Annotated in this window: 12 protein-coding genes; 10 read left to right on the top strand and 2 right to left on the bottom strand. The window is 51.6% G+C overall.

From position 1 onward, the window contains the following. From AC1RVX_RS09980 to AC1RVX_RS09945, 8 genes are all read left to right on the top strand, one after another. A complete protein-coding gene (locus AC1RVX_RS09980) occupies positions 1-3,942 on the top strand; it encodes a non-ribosomal peptide synthetase (protein WP_493216433.1) in 3,942 nt (1,313 codons plus the stop codon). Positions 3,943-4,017: 75 nt separating this feature from the next. After that, complete coding sequence (locus AC1RVX_RS09975; RefSeq protein WP_493216432.1) at positions 4,018-8,649, top strand: amino acid adenylation domain-containing protein; 4,632 nt, start codon at positions 4,018-4,020, stop codon at positions 8,647-8,649. Between the two features lie 8 nt (positions 8,650-8,657). Then, a complete protein-coding gene (locus AC1RVX_RS09970; protein WP_493216431.1) occupies positions 8,658-9,884 on the top strand; it encodes a hypothetical protein in 1,227 nt (408 codons plus the stop codon). After that, the gene (locus tag AC1RVX_RS09965) at positions 9,881-10,903 is read left to right on the top strand and encodes a 1-aminocyclopropane-1-carboxylate deaminase/D-cysteine desulfhydrase (RefSeq protein ID WP_493216430.1); all 1,023 of its coding nucleotides are present in this window, start codon (positions 9,881-9,883) and stop codon (positions 10,901-10,903) included. The genes AC1RVX_RS09970 and AC1RVX_RS09965 overlap by 4 nt, the downstream gene beginning before the upstream one ends. Then, positions 10,900-11,835: an MsnO8 family LLM class oxidoreductase gene (locus AC1RVX_RS09960; RefSeq protein ID WP_493216429.1), complete on the top strand. Its 936-nt coding sequence runs from the start codon at positions 10,900-10,902 to the stop codon at positions 11,833-11,835. Before AC1RVX_RS09965 ends, AC1RVX_RS09960 begins: the two co-directional genes overlap by 4 nt. A gap of 3 nt (positions 11,836-11,838) precedes the next feature. Then, on the top strand, positions 11,839-13,629 hold the full coding sequence (locus tag AC1RVX_RS09955) for a fatty acyl-AMP ligase (RefSeq protein WP_493216428.1): 1,791 nt from the start codon (positions 11,839-11,841) through the stop codon (positions 13,627-13,629). 22 nt (positions 13,630-13,651) lie between these two features. After that, positions 13,652-13,915 carry an acyl carrier protein gene (locus AC1RVX_RS09950; RefSeq protein WP_493216427.1) on the top strand — a complete coding sequence of 88 codons (264 nt, stop codon included), beginning with the start codon at positions 13,652-13,654 and terminating at the stop codon, positions 13,913-13,915. A gap of 62 nt (positions 13,916-13,977) precedes the next feature. After that, positions 13,978-16,233 carry an ABC transporter transmembrane domain-containing protein gene (locus AC1RVX_RS09945; RefSeq protein WP_493216426.1) on the top strand — a complete coding sequence of 752 codons (2,256 nt, stop codon included), beginning with the start codon at positions 13,978-13,980 and terminating at the stop codon, positions 16,231-16,233. A gap of 74 nt (positions 16,234-16,307) precedes the next feature. Here AC1RVX_RS09945 and AC1RVX_RS09940 read toward each other — a convergent pair whose 3' ends face one another. Then, a complete protein-coding gene (locus AC1RVX_RS09940; protein WP_493216425.1) occupies positions 16,308-16,619 on the bottom strand; it encodes an STAS domain-containing protein in 312 nt (103 codons plus the stop codon). 246 nt (positions 16,620-16,865) lie between these two features. Between AC1RVX_RS09940 and AC1RVX_RS09935 the strand changes: the two genes are divergently transcribed. Continuing rightward, a complete protein-coding gene (locus AC1RVX_RS09935) occupies positions 16,866-17,099 on the top strand; it encodes a hypothetical protein (RefSeq protein WP_493216424.1) in 234 nt (77 codons plus the stop codon). Positions 17,100-17,153: 54 nt separating this feature from the next. Here AC1RVX_RS09935 and AC1RVX_RS09930 read toward each other — a convergent pair whose 3' ends face one another. After that, complete coding sequence (locus tag AC1RVX_RS09930) at positions 17,154-17,975, bottom strand: 4'-phosphopantetheinyl transferase family protein (protein ID WP_493216423.1); 822 nt, start codon at positions 17,973-17,975, stop codon at positions 17,154-17,156. 107 nt (positions 17,976-18,082) lie between these two features. Here AC1RVX_RS09930 and AC1RVX_RS09925 point away from each other — a divergent pair, with 107 nt between their 5' ends. After that, on the top strand, positions 18,083-18,748 hold the full coding sequence (locus tag AC1RVX_RS09925) for a thioesterase II family protein (RefSeq protein ID WP_493216422.1): 666 nt from the start codon (positions 18,083-18,085) through the stop codon (positions 18,746-18,748). Positions 18,749-18,772: the final 24 nt, after the last annotated feature.

Genomic DNA, 18,772 nt, shown 5'->3' with positions numbered 1-18,772 from the left:
GTGAGCAGCAAATTAAAAAGTGGTTTTTCATTGTCTCCAGTACAGCAAAGGTTGTGGCAACTGGCACAAAGAGATGGTCAGCAGACTTATCTGGTCAGTGTTGATTTCCGTTGCGAAGAAGTGAGTGAAAATACTTTGTGCTGTGCCTTTGATCATGTACTGGCCAGGCATGAAATACTGCGCATGGAATTTGGCATGTTACCTGGTATGCAGTTGCCAGTGCAGACACCCGCAGAAGTGCTGACACCAACGAAGATAGTAACACCGCAATTGGCTGCCATTCATGAAGACCAGCGGGCCTGCCTGCAAAAACTCAATGAAAACCATTACCGCCTTGGCCTGTCGGCTCTGTGTGCTGATGCGCAGACGGTTTTGCTGATACTGGCTGAAGTCCAGGAGAAATTGACTGATGCAGTATGGTGTGCAGAATCTGTGAATGTAAAAAACGCAAAAATTGCGGAAGAAGACCTGCCTTTCACCAGTCTGGCGCAATGGCAGCACGATATGCTGGCAGAGCAGCAAGACGTGCAATTGCCGGCATGGGATAGCACTAATAGTCTGGCACCAGGCAGCAATCTGCCAGACTGGCCCTTCTTGCGCGGGCAACGCCAGGCGGCACCCTATGTCAAACGCCAGCCTCTGACATTCCCGGCAGGTTTACCGGATGCGCTGAATACGTTGGCAGCGGACAAGCAGATACCACTTGCTCATTTGCTTTACATGGCATGGTCCGTATTGCTATACAGATTAAATCCACAGTCACCAACTGTTGCATATCAGGCCAGTGGGCGCGCCTATGATGAAATGGCTACCGCCATGGGGCCAATGGCACGCTTTATTCCATTGCAGACTACCATCACGCCACGAGCCTGCTTTTTAGATTTACTGAAGACCTTCAGCGCAGCTACTGACGAAATCTGTGCTCTGCAAGACTATATTGCCCCGCTGGATAGCAAGCTGAGTCTGGCTGCCGGGTTTTGCTGGCAGCAGGGTAGCGTTGGAAAATTGATAGCAGCAGATGCTCCCTTTGCCTGGACAGATGATTGTCTGCTTGTGTTGTCAGCTTATGCAAATGCACCAGGCCAGCTACAACTGTATTTTGATTACGATATGGCAGTCTGCGATTCTGCCAGCATGCAAAACCTCGAAGAAGAATTACTGAGCTTATTGGCGGCAATAGTAGCAACACCGGCTGCGCAGATTGATAAGTTGAACCTGCTAGGTCCTGGTGAGCGACATAAACTCATGCATGACTTTGCCGGACCAGTAGTCGCACCTGCAGTACCATGGCAAGCGCCAGTGCAAGCCATACTTAACTGCCTGTCATTGCATCCTGAACAGATATTCATACAAAGTCCGTCTACCCAATTGAATGGACAAACCTGTTCCTCCCGCATACAGGAACTGGCTCAGCACGTATTGCTTGCCAGACAGCAGGACGAATCCAAAGCCAAAGTCGTTGCGGTGTTGCTGGATCGCAGTGTCGACATGATAGCCAGCTTGCTGGCAATACAGGTAGCGGGCGCTGCCTATCTGCCGCTGGATACAGCGTATCCTGAAGAACGTATCGCCTTCATGTTACAAGACAGCGGTGCGAGTTTATTATTGACCAGTGCTGCCATTGCCGCTCAGTTGAAGCAACAAACAGCTTTTACCAGGCTATTGGAAAAAATCCGGCTGATCACGGTTGATACCTTGCCTGCGATTGAAAATCCAGAAAAACCTTTATTCCCTGTATTGCAGGCAAGTGATCTCGCTTACCTGATTTATACCTCTGGCTCCACAGGATTACCCAAGGCGGTTGCCGTATCGCATGGCGCTCTCGCCAATCATATGCAATGGATGCTCAGGGATTTGCCTCTGAATGCAGATGACGCCGTTCTGCAAAAAACCGCCATCAGCTTTGATGCTTCGGTCTGGGAAGTTTTTGCCCCTCTGATGGCAGGTGCTAGGCTGGTATTGGCCGCACCAGGCGTAGAAAGAGACCCGGAAGGCTTATTACAGACCTTGCAGGATTTTGATATCAGCGTATTGCAGCTTGTACCCAGCATGTTGCGCATGCTGGTGGCACAACCAGAATTTGCCAAATGCCTGCGTTTACGCCGCCTCTGTTGTGGCGGCGAAGTGCTGGATGCAGATTTGGTACGGCAGGCATTGAGCGCTTTGCCAGCCGGTGCAGAATGCATCAACCTGTATGGCCCAACCGAAGCCACGGTACAAGTTGTATTTGAAAAGCTGAGCCTGGATGATGTCGTTGTCGCCATTGGCAAGCCTATAGATAACACTCGCATTTATGTATTGGATGAATACCTGCAACCGCAACCCATAGGTGTACGCGGTGAATTGTATGTGGCTGGTGCCAGTCTGGCGCAAGGCTATTACCAGCGTGACGCCCTGACGGCGGAGCGATTTATTACTGATCCATTCGCAAACAATGGCGAGCGCATGTACCGCACCGGTGATTTGGGGGCATGGCGTGTCGATGGTCGCCTGGATTGTTTTGGCCGCGCTGACAGACAAGTCAAGCTGCGTGGTTACCGCATAGAGCTGGGCGAGATAGAAGCTATCGTCGCGGCGCAGGCCGATGTACTGATGGCTGCGGTGGTGGTGGACAGGGATGCGGCAAACATAGATCAGCTATTGTGTTTTTACACTTTGAAGCCAGGTGCCAACCTGTCCGTCGCTGAGATCAAACAAGTACTGGCAACTACTTTGCCAGAATACATGCTACCCAACTGGCTGATACCCATTGATGCCTTCCCTTTCATGCCCAATGGCAAGGTCGATAATAAGGCCCTGCTTAAATTGCGGCCTTCGAATACTGCAACTTCGCAGGCGCCGCGCGATACGCTGGAAATGCGCCTTGAGCGTATCTGGGAAAGTGTTTTGCATGTATCCCAGGTCGGCATCACCAGCAACTTCTTTGACCTGGGCGGGCATTCGTTACTGGCAGTGCGTCTGATGGCAGAAATAGAAAAAGAATTTGGCTACAGGTTGCCGCTAACCTCGCTGTTTTCCGCACCGACTATTGCAGCGCAGGCAGAGCTATTGCGCGGTGAAAGTCTGCAGCTTGATCCGGTGCTGATACCCATACGAGCGGGCAATCCTCAGCTTACACCCGTCGTTCTGGTTCATCCCACTGGTGGTAGTGTATTGTGTTATCGCGATCTGGCCAGTGGCTTGACGACGGACCGGCCAGTGATTGCCCTGCAAGACCCCGGCCTGATGGGTGAAGCTGCCTATGAAAGCGTGGAAGAACTGGCTAACCTGTATCTGGACAAGATCGCCCCTTTGGTCAAGGACCAGCGCTATTTGCTGGCGGGCTGGTCATCGGGCGGCATCATCGCCTATGAAATGGCAAGGCAGGCGCTGGCACGCGGTTATGAAATTGCCTTCCTGTGCCTGATAGATAGCCAGGTCGCCCCCTTGGCAGAATCTGCGCCGCGACGTGAACGTTTGTTACGCTCCATCTCACGCCTGATTGCCCACAAGGCAGAGATCGTCTGTCCGGATTTGTCTGAGCTACCTTTTGATACCGCCTTGCAGCGTCTGCTGGAATTGGCGCGTGAAGCAGATTATGTACCGCCACATGCTGATGAAAAAGAAATTGCTCGCTTGTTCCGTGTGTTTGAAAAAAATGTGACCGTTATTGGTCGCTATACCGCTGGCCCTTTGCCACGTCGCACCTTGCTGATGAAAGCTACCCTGGCCTTGCCGGAAGCAATACGCGAAGCAGCAGTACATTACAACCCGGAAGAAAAGAATTTGGGTTGGGATAAGCTGTGCTTTGTCAAAGTGCGCGATATCGTTGGTGATCACATGTCCATGATGGAGGCACCCCGAGTCAGTGCCGTGGTAGATGCTCTCGACCAGGAATTGAAAGAAGTCGAAAGACTGCATGGGCTGGGACGACAAATACTGTTACCCATGCTTGGCTTGTAATATCAATGTTGTTTTTGCTACGTATGATGTTTGAATACCTATGATGTTTGAATACCTATGAGGGCTGGAACAAATATGGAAATGGTTTTCCCCCTGACGCCGATGCAGCAAGGCATGCTGTTTCACCATTTGCGTGAACCGGCCAGTGCCGCCTATTTCCAGCAATTGCAGGTGCATCTGCACGGTGATCTGGATACGGAAAAGTTGCAGCAAGCCTGGGAAACCGTTATTGCCCATCATTGCGCTTTGCGTATGCGCTTTTTGTGGACGGGCGACCAGCCACGCCAGCAATTGCAGGCAGATATAGCCCTTCCGTTTAAAGTCATTGATTACAGTCAGCAAGCAAAACAAGAGCATGAAAAATTGCGTGCGCAATTTCTACAGACAGACAGTCAACATGGTTTTGTACTGGATACAGCACCGCTGATGCGCGTCAGCATATTGCGCTGGTCAGCGCATGAATGGGACATGATCTGGAGCCATCATCATCTGATATTAGACGGTTGGGCATCCGGTCTGGTACTCGCTGAAGTGGCGCAGGTCTACACAGATTTGTTACACGGCAAGCCATCCGGGTTGCCCGTTGAACGGCCCTATACTGATTTTCTGCAATGGCTGGGCAAGCGCGACAATCTGGCAGCAGAAGATTACTGGCGACATGCCCTGCGCGGTTTTGAACAGGCGACCGGCTTGCCGGTGTTGAAGCGTAATAATGGTGTCGCAGCCAAAGTCGTGGCCCTGGATAACTTGCTGTCCGTTGATGACATGCTTGCATTGAACGCTTTGGCACAAAAAACAGGTGTAACTACCGTCAGCGCCATTATGGCTGGCTGGGGTTTGCTGTTGTCCAGATATGCAGACAGCAAAGATGTGTTGTTTGGTGTCACCACCTCTGGCCGGCCCGCCGAACTGGATGGGGTAGAGCAGATGGTCGGCCTGTTCATCAATACCATCCCTTTGCGTATGAAGCATGCTGCCGATCATAGCATAGCCAACCTGCTGACAGATGTGCACAGACACCTGGCTGCATCGCGTGAACATGAGCATAGCAGCCTCAGCCGCGTGGCCGAATGGAGTGAGCTGCCGTCAGGTCAGCCACTGTTTGACAGTATCGTCGTCTATGAAAATTATCCGCTGGCGGTGCAAGGCAAACAACTGGGTGATGCAAGCATCGTCGATTACCATCTGCAGGAAGAATCCAATTACCCACTGACACTGATCGTTGAACCGAAAAGTGACGGTTTGCACCTGCGCCTGCTGGCAGACAGTGCACGCATAGAGCCAACGATGGAGCAAGCCATGCTTGATCAATATCGCTTTCTGTTGCAGCAAATGGCACACGCCAGTAGTGAACAGCCAGTCAGGGATTTGCATTTGCTGACAGCAGAACAGCGACATCTGCAATTGCAGCAATGGAATGACACTGCCCGTGCTTACGATACCACTGCCACCCTGGCCAGTATCTTTATAAAACAGGCCGCGCGTACGCCAGATGCGGTTGCCCTGATCGATGCGCAAGGCAGCATGAGCTATGCCAGCCTGCAAGACAGGGTCAGTCAGCTTGCACGTGCCCTGACAGATTCAGGCTTGGCCGCTCATTCGCCGGTCGCTGTCAGGCTCACACGCGATCGCGAAATGTTGATCGCCTTGCTGGCTGTAGTTGCTTGCGGTCATCACTATGTACCAATAGAACCGCAATTACCTGCCGCCCGTGTCATGGCGATTTTCGATAGTTTGCCAGTGCGCTGCATATTGACGGTCAGCAGTTTGGTCGATAGCACACAAGCCTTGGCTGCCGAACGCCAACTGAAAGTAGTTTGCGTCGACCAGACGACTGCACTACCGGTCAGCCCACTGCAAAATTATGCACGCCCGCAAGACCCAGCGTATGTGATTTTTACGTCTGGTTCTACCGGCAAGCCTAAAGGTGTACTGGTCTTGCATCAAAAAGCCATCAATCTGATAGCCTGGGTGAACCATACTTTTAACGTCGGTGCACAAGACAAGCTCTTGTTCGTCACTTCACCTGCATTTGATTTGTCGGTGTATGACATCTTTGGCATATTAGCTGCTGGTGGTGTCATCAGGATAGCCAATGAAGTCGAAATTGCCGATCCTGAGCGCTTATTGAAAATCGTTGAAACCGAGAACATTACTTTCTGGGATTCTGCCCCCGCTGCCTTGTGGCAGCTTGAATCATTATTGCCGCAGCGTTCCGCCACCGCCCGGCTGCGCCTGATTTTCCTCAGCGGTGACTGGATACCTTTGGCCTTGCCCGACAGCATGAAAGCGGCTTTCCCCGGCGTCTGTGTGGTTGCACTTGGCGGTGCGACTGAGGCGACGATCTGGTCCAATTACCATATCGTTGGTGACCTGCAGCCAGACTGGGTCAGCATACCCTATGGCAGGCCGATACAGAATGCCCGTTATTACATCCTCGATGCCGACTTGCAGCCACTGCCGGTGGGCTTGCCTGGTGATTTATACATAGGTGGTGATTGCCTGGCTGAAGGCTATGTTGGCCAGCCAGAATTGACGGCTGAACGCTTCCTGCATGATCCCCATGCCAAGCCAGGTAGACCAGGTGTACAGGCTGCACGCATGTATAAGACTGGCGACCGGGCCAGGTTTTATCCTGATGGTGTCATGGAGTTCCTTGGTCGTCTCGACAGCCAGGTCAAGCTACGCGGCTTTCGCATAGAACTGGGTGAGATAGAAATTGCCATGGGCAGGCACGCTGCGATACGCGATGCGATCTGTATAGTCCACGACCATAACGACGGCGGCCCGGCATCTGGCAAATCCGATAAGGAATTGATTGCCTATTATGTGCTGCATCCCGGTCAGAATCTGGGGCAGGAAGAATTACGCCTGCATTTGCAGCAGCAACTGCCAGCCAGCATGCTGCCATCGCATTTTTTGCGACTGGAAAGTGTGCCTGTGTCAGTGAACGGTAAAGTGGACAGGAAGAATCTGCCGCTGCCCGGACGTAATAGTGGTGTGCAGATAGCATCGCAGACCGGTGATGATGCAGTACAAGGCATCATAGCGGCTGCGTGGTCTGAAGTATTGTCTGTGTCAGGGGTGCGCGCCACTGATGATTTCTTTGCACTGGGTGGCCATTCACTGCGGGCAACAGCCGTCATGGCAAGACTGCGTGCTGCCTTTGGCATGGATTTGCCTTTGCGCCTGATTTTTGAATACCCGGTCTTGCAGACATTGGCAACAGCGGTGCGCGAATTATTGACTGGTCATACTTCAGCGCAGACGGTAACTTTTCCGGTATTGAATCGTGCCGGGGGTTTGCCTTTATCACGTGCGCAATCGCGTCTGTGGTTCCTGCACCAGATGGAACCGGCCAGTGCCAATTACAATGTTGCATTGGCAGCGCGGCTGGATGGCAAGATCGACCAGCCAGCTTTCCAGCGCGCGGTGCAACAGGTGATAGAGCGTCATGAAATTCTTAACCTGCGTATCAGCAAGCAAGGGCAGGGCGCAGTCTTGCAAACCTTGGATGATGATGCCGGTGTGGCATTTCACGTCGAAGAGATCACCGCGCAGAATATGGATGAAACACAGATCACGGCAAGACTTAAACAACTTGCCAGCCAAGCCTTTGATCTGGAAAATGAACGACCTGTGCGCCTGAGCTTGCTGCTCAATGGTGAACAGCAAGCCTATGTGCTGATACTGATACATCACATCGCCACCGATGGTTGGGCGATTGCCCTGTTTGCTCAGGAACTGTTGCAGGCATATGCTGCAGAAGTTGAACGTTCTCAGGCATTTGCAGAGCCCGCTTTACAATATGCCGACTTCAGCCACTGGTGGGAACAGCAGGTGGAAGAACAATACCTGGCCAAGGAAATGCAATACTGGAAGCAGCAACTGACTGCCTTGCCGCGCTTGCAACTACCTACTGATTTCCCCCGACCTGCAGCCAGCACCCATGCAGGTTCACGTATCAATTTTCAACTGGATGTCAAACTCTCTGATGAGCTGCGCCGTGTAGCGCGCCAGCATTCATCCACACTGTTCATGTTTTTATTGACGGCTTTTTACGTGGTCTTACGGCAAAGGTCGGGGCAGGATGATATCGTCGTCGGTAGCGATATCGCAGGCAGGGACCATCCACTGGCAGAAAAAATCCAGGGTTTCTTTGTTAATCAACTGGTTTTGCGCAGCAATTTTTCTGATTGCACCAGCTTCGCCGACATGCTGGGCAAGGTCAGGCAAATCAGTTTGCAAGCCTACTTTAACCAGCACTTGCCATTTGACTTATTGGTGCAAGAATTGAACCCGCCACGCGATGCCGGTGGCATGCCATTATTCCAGCACAAGTTTGTCTTGCAGAATGCACCACTGGCGCAACTCGATAATACGCACTTCCAGATACAGCCCATCGATCTGCATACTGATACCGCCAAATATGACTTGTTGCTGACGGTCATCGATGAACCGCAATTGCGCGCCACGCTGGAATTCAGCACCGATCTGTTTACGACTGCAACTGCAGAAAGCCTACAGCGAGAATTCATGGCTGTACTTGGCCAGGTCGCAGCCGATACCAGTATCAGCTATAGCAGCCTGGCTGCCATGCTGGCACTCGATGGCGCAGAAAGGCAGGAAGCAGCGAAACGTGACCTGCGCAAGAGTGGTCTGCAAAGATTAAAGGATTTGCGCAAACCAGGGGTAGCCACATCATGAATGACGCCATGATTGAAAAAAACGTAAAAGATAATTCAAGCTGTACCGAACACAGCGCCGAGGGAGTATTGTGGGATGTGCTGAAACAGGCACCGGATTTGCATGCTGCCTTGACTGCAATTTTGCCTGACATTCATACCAGGTTGGCTGCTTTGCGCCAGGCACTGCCTTGTGCACACAGCATCAATCCTTTTCAGTCTGATGGATTCCAGCGGCCCTATCGCCACCTTCGGGCCTTTTACCAACATACCGGTGCCGGTGTGCTGGCCCACAAGGGAACGGAAGTGTATGCGCATGATCGTGACCAGCATCTTGCAGTGCTGTCGCAATTTCGTATTGATTATCCGGTACGTGGTAAATCCCTGTTTTCTGCGGCTGAACATTTTGCCCTGGTCGAGCAAAAAATCCCGCTGGCCATCAGTGCCTTTGAAGCAGTAGAAGATGCCAAGGCAGCCTGTATGTTGCAACAGGCGCATTTAAAGCGTTTTGGCCAACTGGCTTGTATACCAACACCCTTGCTGGTCATCTTGTGGCCAGCGTCAGCACGCGATCGCCATTTAAATGCCATGCGACACCTGTTGTCAGAACGCGCCATGCGTATCGTTGAAACCGCGTCGGCAGATGGCCTTGCAGCCATCATTTATTACTACCCAAGTCTGCCACTGCGGGTTGCCCACTTGCCGGCGGAACTGAAAAAACTGGGCAATGGGCCGTGGCTGCAAAGATTAGCCAGCCTGACGGCTAGCTATGGACTGACGCCAGAGCAGGTGGTCGATCGCTGGATAGATCTTGTCGCCAGAATACTCGCACTGGGTTTTTTGCCGGGGCGTACTGAACACATAGGCATAGGTCATTGCCTGGAAATGCAAAATGCCGTCATTGACGGCGGCTTTGTAGACCTGGGTTCCATCATTCCCATGGCAGAAGTCAAGACAGATGCTGCTTTCATGGAAATGCTGATGGCTGCCTTTGCTGACCTGAGTAAAACCGTGCGCCACTTCATGCTGGGGCCAGTTGCCGATGCCGAAGCGGAATACCGCAACCCATCTTTATTGATGCTGGCCTGCCTGCAAAGAGTGGTACCAGCACTCTTGCAAAGACTGAGCGCTTATCCTGATCTGGAACCACGCCTGCAAGCTTATCTGAACCGTAGTCAGTCCAGCTGCTTTAGCGCACTGGCTGAAGAATTTCAATATCTGAGCCCAGCCATGCTCAACCCTGCGGAGCACGCATGATGACAGCGCGGCTCCTTAGCATCATGGTGCCCGGGCTGGATGCCATGTACAAACCAGTGGATCTGGTGCAAAGGCCGACACCCATCAGCCATGAAACCAGTCTGGCAGAGCGCTGGAATTTGAAAGAGTTGTGGATAAAGCGTGATGATCTCAGTTCACCCATCTACGGCGGCAGCAAGGTCAGGAATCTGGAATATTTCTTTGGTGACGCGATTGCCAAAGGCGCGAGCAGTGTTGCCACCATGGGGCCGTTGGGCAGCCATCAGGTATTGGCGACAGCCACTTTCGCACGCCTGCATGGTTTGCATGCACGTGCCTTGTTGACACCGCAACCGAATGTCCATGAAGCCGGGCTTAACAAGCGCCTGCTGCCTGCATTAGGCATGGAGTTTTTGCGGTGTGAACGTTTCATTGATGTACCGCTGGCGTTCTTGCGCATACGTTATTCCCGGCATCAGGGGCAGCGTCCTTACTGGATACCACCTGGCTCCCACCACCCCATCGGGGTGCTGGGTGTTATTGAAGGTGCTTTGGAAATCGCCGCTGCCATCAAGAATGGTGAATTACCCATGATTGATGACATCGTCATCCCCACCGGTACATGCGCGACTGCATCTGGCGTCTGGCTGGGCATGGCCATGGCGGGTTTACCTATACGTGTCGTGGCTGTACGCATGGTACCCATGATGATCACCGGCCCGGGCAAGATGAAAAAACTGGCGATGAAAACCCTGGCATTGTTGCGCCAGGCTGGTTATACCCAGGAACCTCAATTTGGCGAAATACTCTGGGTCGATGAATTTGCTGGGCCAGGTTACGGGCAAAGCAATGCCGATGCAGATGAGGCAGCCAAAGAAGTGGCGGAAGCAAGTAACTTCCGCACCGAAACCACCTATATTTCAAAGACTCTTGCCATGTTCCGCAAGCAGACCCTGCAAGGTCGGCGTGTATTGTTCTGGAATACCTATAGCGCCGTGGACCCTGATCCTTCCTTCATCCCAGTAAAGGCGGCAGCATGAGTACATTGAGCTTATCACTGCTTGATCTGGGCATTATTGCTCCCGGCCAGAATGGTGCTGATGTACTGGCACAAACTTTCAGGATGGCCAAACTGGCAGACCAACTGGGGTACGAACGCCTGTGGCTGGCAGAACATCATGAATCCCATTTTTCATGGGCCGCACCGGAAATGATGCTGGCAGCTTTGTCGCAAGCCACGCGGCGTATAGGTCTGGGTTCAGCAGCGGTATTGCTACCCTTATATAGCCCGCTTGCCGTGGCAGAAAATTATCGCGGCCTTTCGGCATTGTCGGGTGGGCGTGTTGTGCTGGGTGTTTGCGGTGGCGTACCAGCCGACCCCGTTGCTTTGGCTGCACTGTCTGGCTCAAACGAAGCACCTGGTGTCATCACCAAACAGTTTGCTGACAAGCTGTCCGCCTTGTTGCGTTATCTGGACGGCGATTTCCCGCAAGGGCATCGCTTTGCCCATGCAGCGACACCATGCTTTGCCGAACGACCACCACTTTGGATCATGGGTTCTGGCTTTGGCACGGCAGAACTGGCAGCCAAATCGGCAGCCAGCTACGCGTATTCGCTATTCCACAGGGCCAGCACCCAGGATGCGGCAATCACCAGCGCTTACAAACGTCAGTTTGGTGAATATCAGGGCAATACCGATAAAGCCAGGATCGCCATCGCCCTCAGTTGCGTTTGCGCTGATACAACGGAAATCGCTGAAACGCAAAAACAGCAGGTTGAAAGCTGGATAGGCAATACCATGCGCGTCAATATCTATGGCACACCAGCGTCTTGCCGCGACCAGATACTGGCGATACAGGAACGCTATGACGCCGACAGCATCATCATCTATCACATGTGGCATCTGGAAGAACGCAAACGCGAGGCCATCACTGCATTGGCTGAATTATTTCAATTGCAAATGGATTTGTAAAAAATGGCAGACATGAGAACGCGCCCACTGAGCTTGATGGATCAATATCGTGCCCATATGGACAGGGATGCGCATGCCGCTGCCATGTCCTGGATGCCAGAACGTTCGCAAGACCTGGCCGAACACCTTAGCCGCCAGGAACTATATACCGCCAGTGAAAGAATCGCCTGTGGTCTGCTGCAACTGAGCTGGCCTGAAGAACATCCACGCATGATCATCCTGGCGTTTTCACCAGGGCTGGATTTCATCCAGGCGTTTCTGGCTTGCCAGTTGGCAGGCGTCATTGCCATCCCCATCGCCATGCCCAGACGCGGGCGCGAGGCACATATACTTGAAGCCATTGTCAGCAATTGCTGCGCAACGATGACTCTGACCAGCGAGAGTGAAGTGCTGCGCCTGCAAGATGTATTTGCATCCAGCCCGGCGCTGGAGGGTATGCACATCCTTAGTACCATACAGTTGAAGTTATTAGGGGATGGTAGTGGCTGCGGCATGACAGGACGCAAGCCACAGAATTATGCCTTCATCCAATACACGTCCGGTTCCAGCAGTTTGCCCAAAGGCGTGTTGGTCAGCCACAGCAACCTGGCAGCCAATCTGGCCCTGATACAAAAAGACTTCAAGGTAGATCCGGAATTTGTCATGGTCAACTGGCTGCCGCATTACCATGACATGGGTTTGATAGGCGGTTTGCTGACACCCATCTATGGCGGTATACCCGGTGTCAGCATGGCACCATCGGCTTTCATCAAACGCCCGGTGCGCTGGTTGCAACTGATTTCTACGCAAGATGCTGACCGCAAAGTCATGTCCGGCGGCCCCAACTTTGCCTATCAGCTATGTGCGGATCGTGTGGCCGATGCAGATGTTGAAGGCTTGCGTCTGCAATCCTGGAAAACCGCCTACAACGGTGCCGAACCCATACGCGCCATTACCCTGCAAAAATTTGAGCAGCGTTTCGCACCAGCGGGTTATTCCAATACAAATATGCTGACCTGCTATGGTCTGGCTGAAACCACATTATTTGCTACGGGCAACCATGATCCCCTTATCCGTACCGTGTCTGTGCTTGGCCTGGAACAGGGATATATCAGCGCAGCGCTGAGCGAGGAAGACAGCCGCCAACTGGTCGCCAGTGGTTATGCTGATCCTGAGCGTATTGCAATTGCAGATCCGCTGAACAAGCACAGGCTGGCCGACGGCAAGATAGGTGAAATCTGGATCACCGGCCCCAGCGTGCCAGAGGCTTACTACAACAACCCGGAACAAAGTCAGCTTACCTTCCATGCGCAACTGGTCGATCAATCGCAGGTACGTTACCTGGTCACCGGCGATATCGGTGCCATTGTAGATGGGCAACTCTACGTGACGGGGCGCAGCAAAGAATTGCTGATCGTGAATGGCAGAAATATATATCCCCATGATGTCGAAGCATTAGTGCAGAATGCGGTAGCTGGCATTGAGGATGTCGCCGTTTTTTCCTATGATGATGCGAATGCAAAAGGGGAAAGCATTATCGTCATGTGTGAGTTGGCACGTTCGGCCAGAAGCTGGTTTGTCGATACACCTGATCAGGTATTGAGTGCAGAGCTGGAAAAACTGGCCAATCAAGTCAGGCTGGCGGTTGCTCCTGCTGAAATAACGATTACGCATTTGCGTTTCGTCGGCCCCATGGGTATCAGCAAAACCACCAGTGGCAAAACCAGCTATGGACAGAATCGCCGTGCGTTTGCTGAATTGCCAGACAGTATCAGGCAACGTACAACGTCTGCAGAATTCCGCAACAAAGACTAAAAGAAAAATCCGGGAAAAAATAATGACAGAGAAACTGGCAAACTGGAATGCAGAACAGTTAGAAGACTGGCTGATAAATCGGGTAGCGCAATTGCTGGAGCAGCCAGCCAAGGATATAGATCCCGACATGCCCTTCAATAGCCTGGGTCTGGATTCCATCAACGTCATGGACCTGATTGTCGAGCTGGATAATTTACTGGGTATAGAAATTGAATCAACCATCGTTTGGGATTATCCGACGATACATCTCTTAAGTGAATATGTCGCAAGTTTGCTTAAGAATTAGTGCATCTTGAAATAACACCTTCATGTCAGTTGTCCATATATGTATATCAAAACGGAGCAAGCATGAGTGATCAAACAGCAGCACCCAAGACCGAAACGCCCAAGCCAGCAGCCGGCGAGCACAAAGTCAGTTTCTGGGGTTTTATCGGCCAGGCACTGGGCCTGGCTTTTACCTACCGTCTGCTAGCCAGCCTGGTGGCGCTGGCCTTGCTGGTGCAGATTGCCTTCAACCTGCTCATGCCCTTGAGTTATCGCTATATCTTCGACAAGGCCATCGTCAACAAGGACATGGGTTTGCTGGCGATTTTGCTGGGTGTGCTGGCCGTGGGTTTCATACTCAATGCTGGTGCCGGGTTGATGCAGGATTTTGGCACTGCCACCATAGGTTCCAGAATATCCAAGAACCTGCAAGAAAAAATGTTCAGCAACCTGCAAAAGCAATCCACTGACTTTTTCAGCAAAACACCGCAAGGTGACATCATCGCCTGCTTTGGCCCTGATGTGATGGCGATAGAAACAGCATTGGTGCGTGGCTTACCCAGCTTTTGCATGCGCCTGGTCACTATCGTCACCAGCCTTATCCTGTTATTCGTCATCGAATGGCGGCTGGCCATGGTGGCATTGATACTCATGCCCATGATCGCTTTTGCGCCCAAGCCTTTTGGCCCGCGTGCGCGCAAATTTGGCCGTTCGCGTGATGATCTGCAGTCTGGCAATGCCGGCATGGTGCAAGAGAATTTATTGAATCACCTGACCATACGCACCTTCAATCTCAGCAATTATCGTGAGCAGCAATTTGGCGACAGGCTGACACGTTTGCAGGAAGATGATTTCAGAGCCAACTTCTTCACTTCAATGATAGGCCGCTCCACCAATGTAGCTGCAGGTTTCTTGCAGATAGGCGTGCTGGGGGTAGGGGCCATACTGGCAGTCATGGGTTTCTTGACGACAGGTTTGTTGATCGCCTTCATTGGTTTGTTATTGAATATCGGTGGTGCCACCGACAACCTGACCCAGGCCATCCCCTTGCTGGTGCAGGGCATGAACAGTTATTCACGCATACAAAAATTGCTGAGCGCGCAGGCGGCTCTGCCAGATAGTCCAAACGCAACGACGCTGCCAGCCATTCAAGAAAATCTGAAATTACAAGGAGTGGAGTTTGCCTATCAATCTGGCCACCCCATCTTGCGTGGTGTCGATATAGAAATCCCAGCAGGCAAGACGGTTGCCATCGTTGGCGGTTCCGGTTCCGGCAAGTCTACGGTTTTGTCATTGCTGATGCGCCTGTATGATCCCAACAAGGGCCAGATATTGCTCGATAATGTGGATTTGCGTGATGGCACAGAAGCGTCATTGCGCGCCCAAACCAGTGTGGTCTTGCAAAACACCGCCTTGTTTGACACTACGATCGCAGAAAACATACGCATGGGCCGCCTGGATGCAACAGATGAAGAAATTATTGCTGCTGCCAAAGATGCGGGCATCCATGATTTGATTGAAACCTTCCCGGACGGTTACCAAAGCATTGTCGGTAGCCAGGGCGGCAGCCTCTCAGGTGGCCAGCGTCAGCGTATCGCCATTGCTCGCGCGCTGTTGCGCAAGCCGCGCATTCTCTTCCTGGATGAAGCCACCTCGGCACTTGATGCTCATACCGAAGCCGAAATAGGTGCGACCCTGGATGCCATCTCTGCCGATTGGACCGTTGTATCCGTCACCCATCGCTTCACCCACATCACCAAATACGATCTCATCATCGTCATGGAGAAGGGCCTGGTGGTGGAGTCTGGCACACATGAAGAATTGCTGGCCAAAGATGGTCGCTATGCCATGCTGTGGCGCAAGCAAAGCGGCTTCACGATTACTGACGATGGTAAAGCCAGCATCTCGGTCGAAAGACTCAGGGGCATTCCTTTTCTGTCAGAGTGTACGGACGAAGTTTTACAAAAACTGTCCAAGTCGCTGGTGTCAGAATCCTTTGCTGCAGGCAAGCCGGTATTTGAAGAAGGTGAGCCTGGCAGCAAATTCTACATCGTCGCCCGTGGCAAGCTGGAAAACTATGTAAACCTGGAAGGTGATAAAGAAACGCCGCTGGGTATGCTCGATGATGGTGATTACTTTGGTGAAATGGCTTTGATACGTCCAGTACCGCGTACGTGGTCCGTACGTGCTGTCGTTGACAGTACCTGCATCAGTCTCGACAGACAGCAATTCATGGAATTGATGGATGCAGATCCCAAACTCAAAGAAGCTGTGACAGCCACAGCGTATGAACGAGCAGCAGAATGGACGCAGGCCATCATGGAAGCTGCAGACGCTTGATTATCAGATGGACTGATCGAAAAAAAGCCCTCGCAAAAAATTTGCGAGGGCTTTTTCATGACTGTTTGATGACTTTAGAAGCGCGCCAAAGCTGCATCCTTGTTTGCCTGGATATCGAGGATGGTATTGAAGCCGCTGACCAAAAACACTTCATTGATCGATTCATTCAGGCTACACAATACCAGTTTGCCGCTGGCTGCCTTGGTCTTCTTGGCAGTCAGCAAGATCACGCGTAGTCCGGCACTGCTGATGTAAGCGAGATCGGCAAAATCGATGAGTATATGTACTTCACCAGCTTCTATCGCTGTGAGAATTTCTTTCTCAAATGCAGCAGAATTATTGCTATCGAGGCGACCAGCAGGAGTGAAGGTTTTTATATTCGGCATGATGATCCTGACAGGAAAGTTTGTGAACTAAATGATGGCTATTTTAGTCGCAATTTGATGCAATACTGAATTTTTACAACACTAAAAATAATAATATTTTTTTATCGTTTGTTAAATACTAGACATCATTTATCTGCGCGTGTACTATACGCCCAGCTGCCTAAATTTTAAGCTGAAACGGGTAGCGATCAGTTTCGTTTCATTCCGATGTAATCTTCGTTGAACTACGTAAACTAGGGGTAGAAAATGGCACATTTATATGATCAACTGGCATCTGCAATCGCAAAATCAGCACAAGATCCTGCATACCGTACCAAACTGCTGTCTGACGCAAATGGCACACTGAAAGCTGACGGCGTTGACGTCGGCGGTGCAAAAATTTCTGTCGAATGGACAGAAATCACTAATGTGTTGAGCGTCCTGGTCGAAAACGGCGGCGCTAACTGGAGTGGCGCTATCGTTCTGAATATCAAGAAATAATTCCCCGTAGAAAAAAGAGCACATGGCTCATCAGAGCTGTGTGCCTGACCTTTATCAGCACGTGCAGTAATCGCTCAACAAAGTTGCCGCATCCATGTATGGCAGTTTTCCTGCGGCGAAGTCAGTTCTCTCATCTTCAGTAAATTCATTCAGTGCTCTTGATTGCCTGCTTGCCAGGGCGATCATGTGTTGGTCGTCATACCGGTGTAATAAAAAATTCCAAAAAACCTCTGGATTCTTATCCAGTCCCTGTACCAGTCTTACGACTGATGCTGCATTGACACTGAAAATCAATCGTCTTGCGTCAGCGGAAAGCCCATCGCCAGTCGCCTTCAGATAAGCTTCCTTCAATACCCAGAATTCATAAAATTTCTGTGTCCTGCTTTTGTTGTCCGGGCGATTGATTTCATCCATTTCGCTGGCACTGCAGACCACGGGCATTAAGTCATCGAGATTGACATCGTGGTGTAATAATTCCACGTCGACACCAAGGTCGGCCATGGTACCTGTTGCCACCACTACTAGTTCACCTGCATGGGAAATGCTGATGGCTGGCGGTGTCATGGCATTCTGCGCAAAGACAACATATGGTTTGCCGGATGCTTCCACGTGGATGGAAATAGCCTCGACCGGCATTCCCGTGATATTCGCAACAGCCAGTTTGACCAGGGCACGTCCGCCCAAATAGCGGTCTTTATCATCCTGTTGTTGATAACGCTGGCAGCGTAGCTGTTCGGCAGTGGTTAACAGGTTTTGCAGGCTAGTCCGGTATTTACGCAAATCTGCCAGGTTGACTACCCAGATTTTGGGTTCCGCAGTTATTGAAGATGGTGACGTATTTTCATGCATGGTGCGTTTTTCTGGTTTTTGCGGCATTATATTTTCTTGCCATGCATAGTAAGCAAATGCCTGAGGCAAGTGCCGCAATTTTAATCCAGTCTGACAGCAAACAATCGTAGCAAACAATAAAAAGGAAACCGACTTTGAAAATTATCGCCTACCCGTTTGCCGGGGGGAGCACCTATAGTTATGCCGGGTTAGCGCGGGGTCATACCCACGAATGGATTACGCTGGATCCGCCCGGCCATGGTAGCAGCATGCGTCTGCCGCTCATGCAAAGCATCCCGGAGATGGTATCTGCTTTGCTGGAACCCACCTTGCGCGCCACTGCTGGCAATCCTTATGTGCTGTTTGGCCACAGCATGGGGGCATACATTGCACTAGCCATGCTGGACCGGCTGGTGGAACTTGGTGCCAGCCTGCCACAAAGGCTGGTGTTGTCGGGTGCGGCTGCACCCCATAGCCGTGTGCTACAACACCATGCAGAATTACCTCAGAAAGAATTTCTGGATTGGGTCGCCAATATGGGCGGCATATCTGCCGAAGTGCTGGCCGAACCACAATTGATGGAATTGTTTGAACCTATCTTGCGTGCCGACATAGGCGCAGCAGAAGCCTATGTCGATGGCAGCGAACGCCAGCACAATGTGCCTGTGCGTATTTTAATGGGGCAAGATGACAGGATAGCGTTGGCCGATGGCATGGCCTGGGCTGATTGTTTTGTGACTACGCCTGAAGTACATATTTTTGTGGGCGGACATTTTTTCTTGTTTGACGAGGTGGAAAAAGTACAGAGTCTGATCGCCTGAAAAAAAAGCGTGACCCTGGTATTC

This window comes from Undibacterium sp. GW821-FHT11B02 (assembly GCF_058808955.1).
This window is presented reverse-complemented; position numbering and strand designations above follow the sequence as displayed.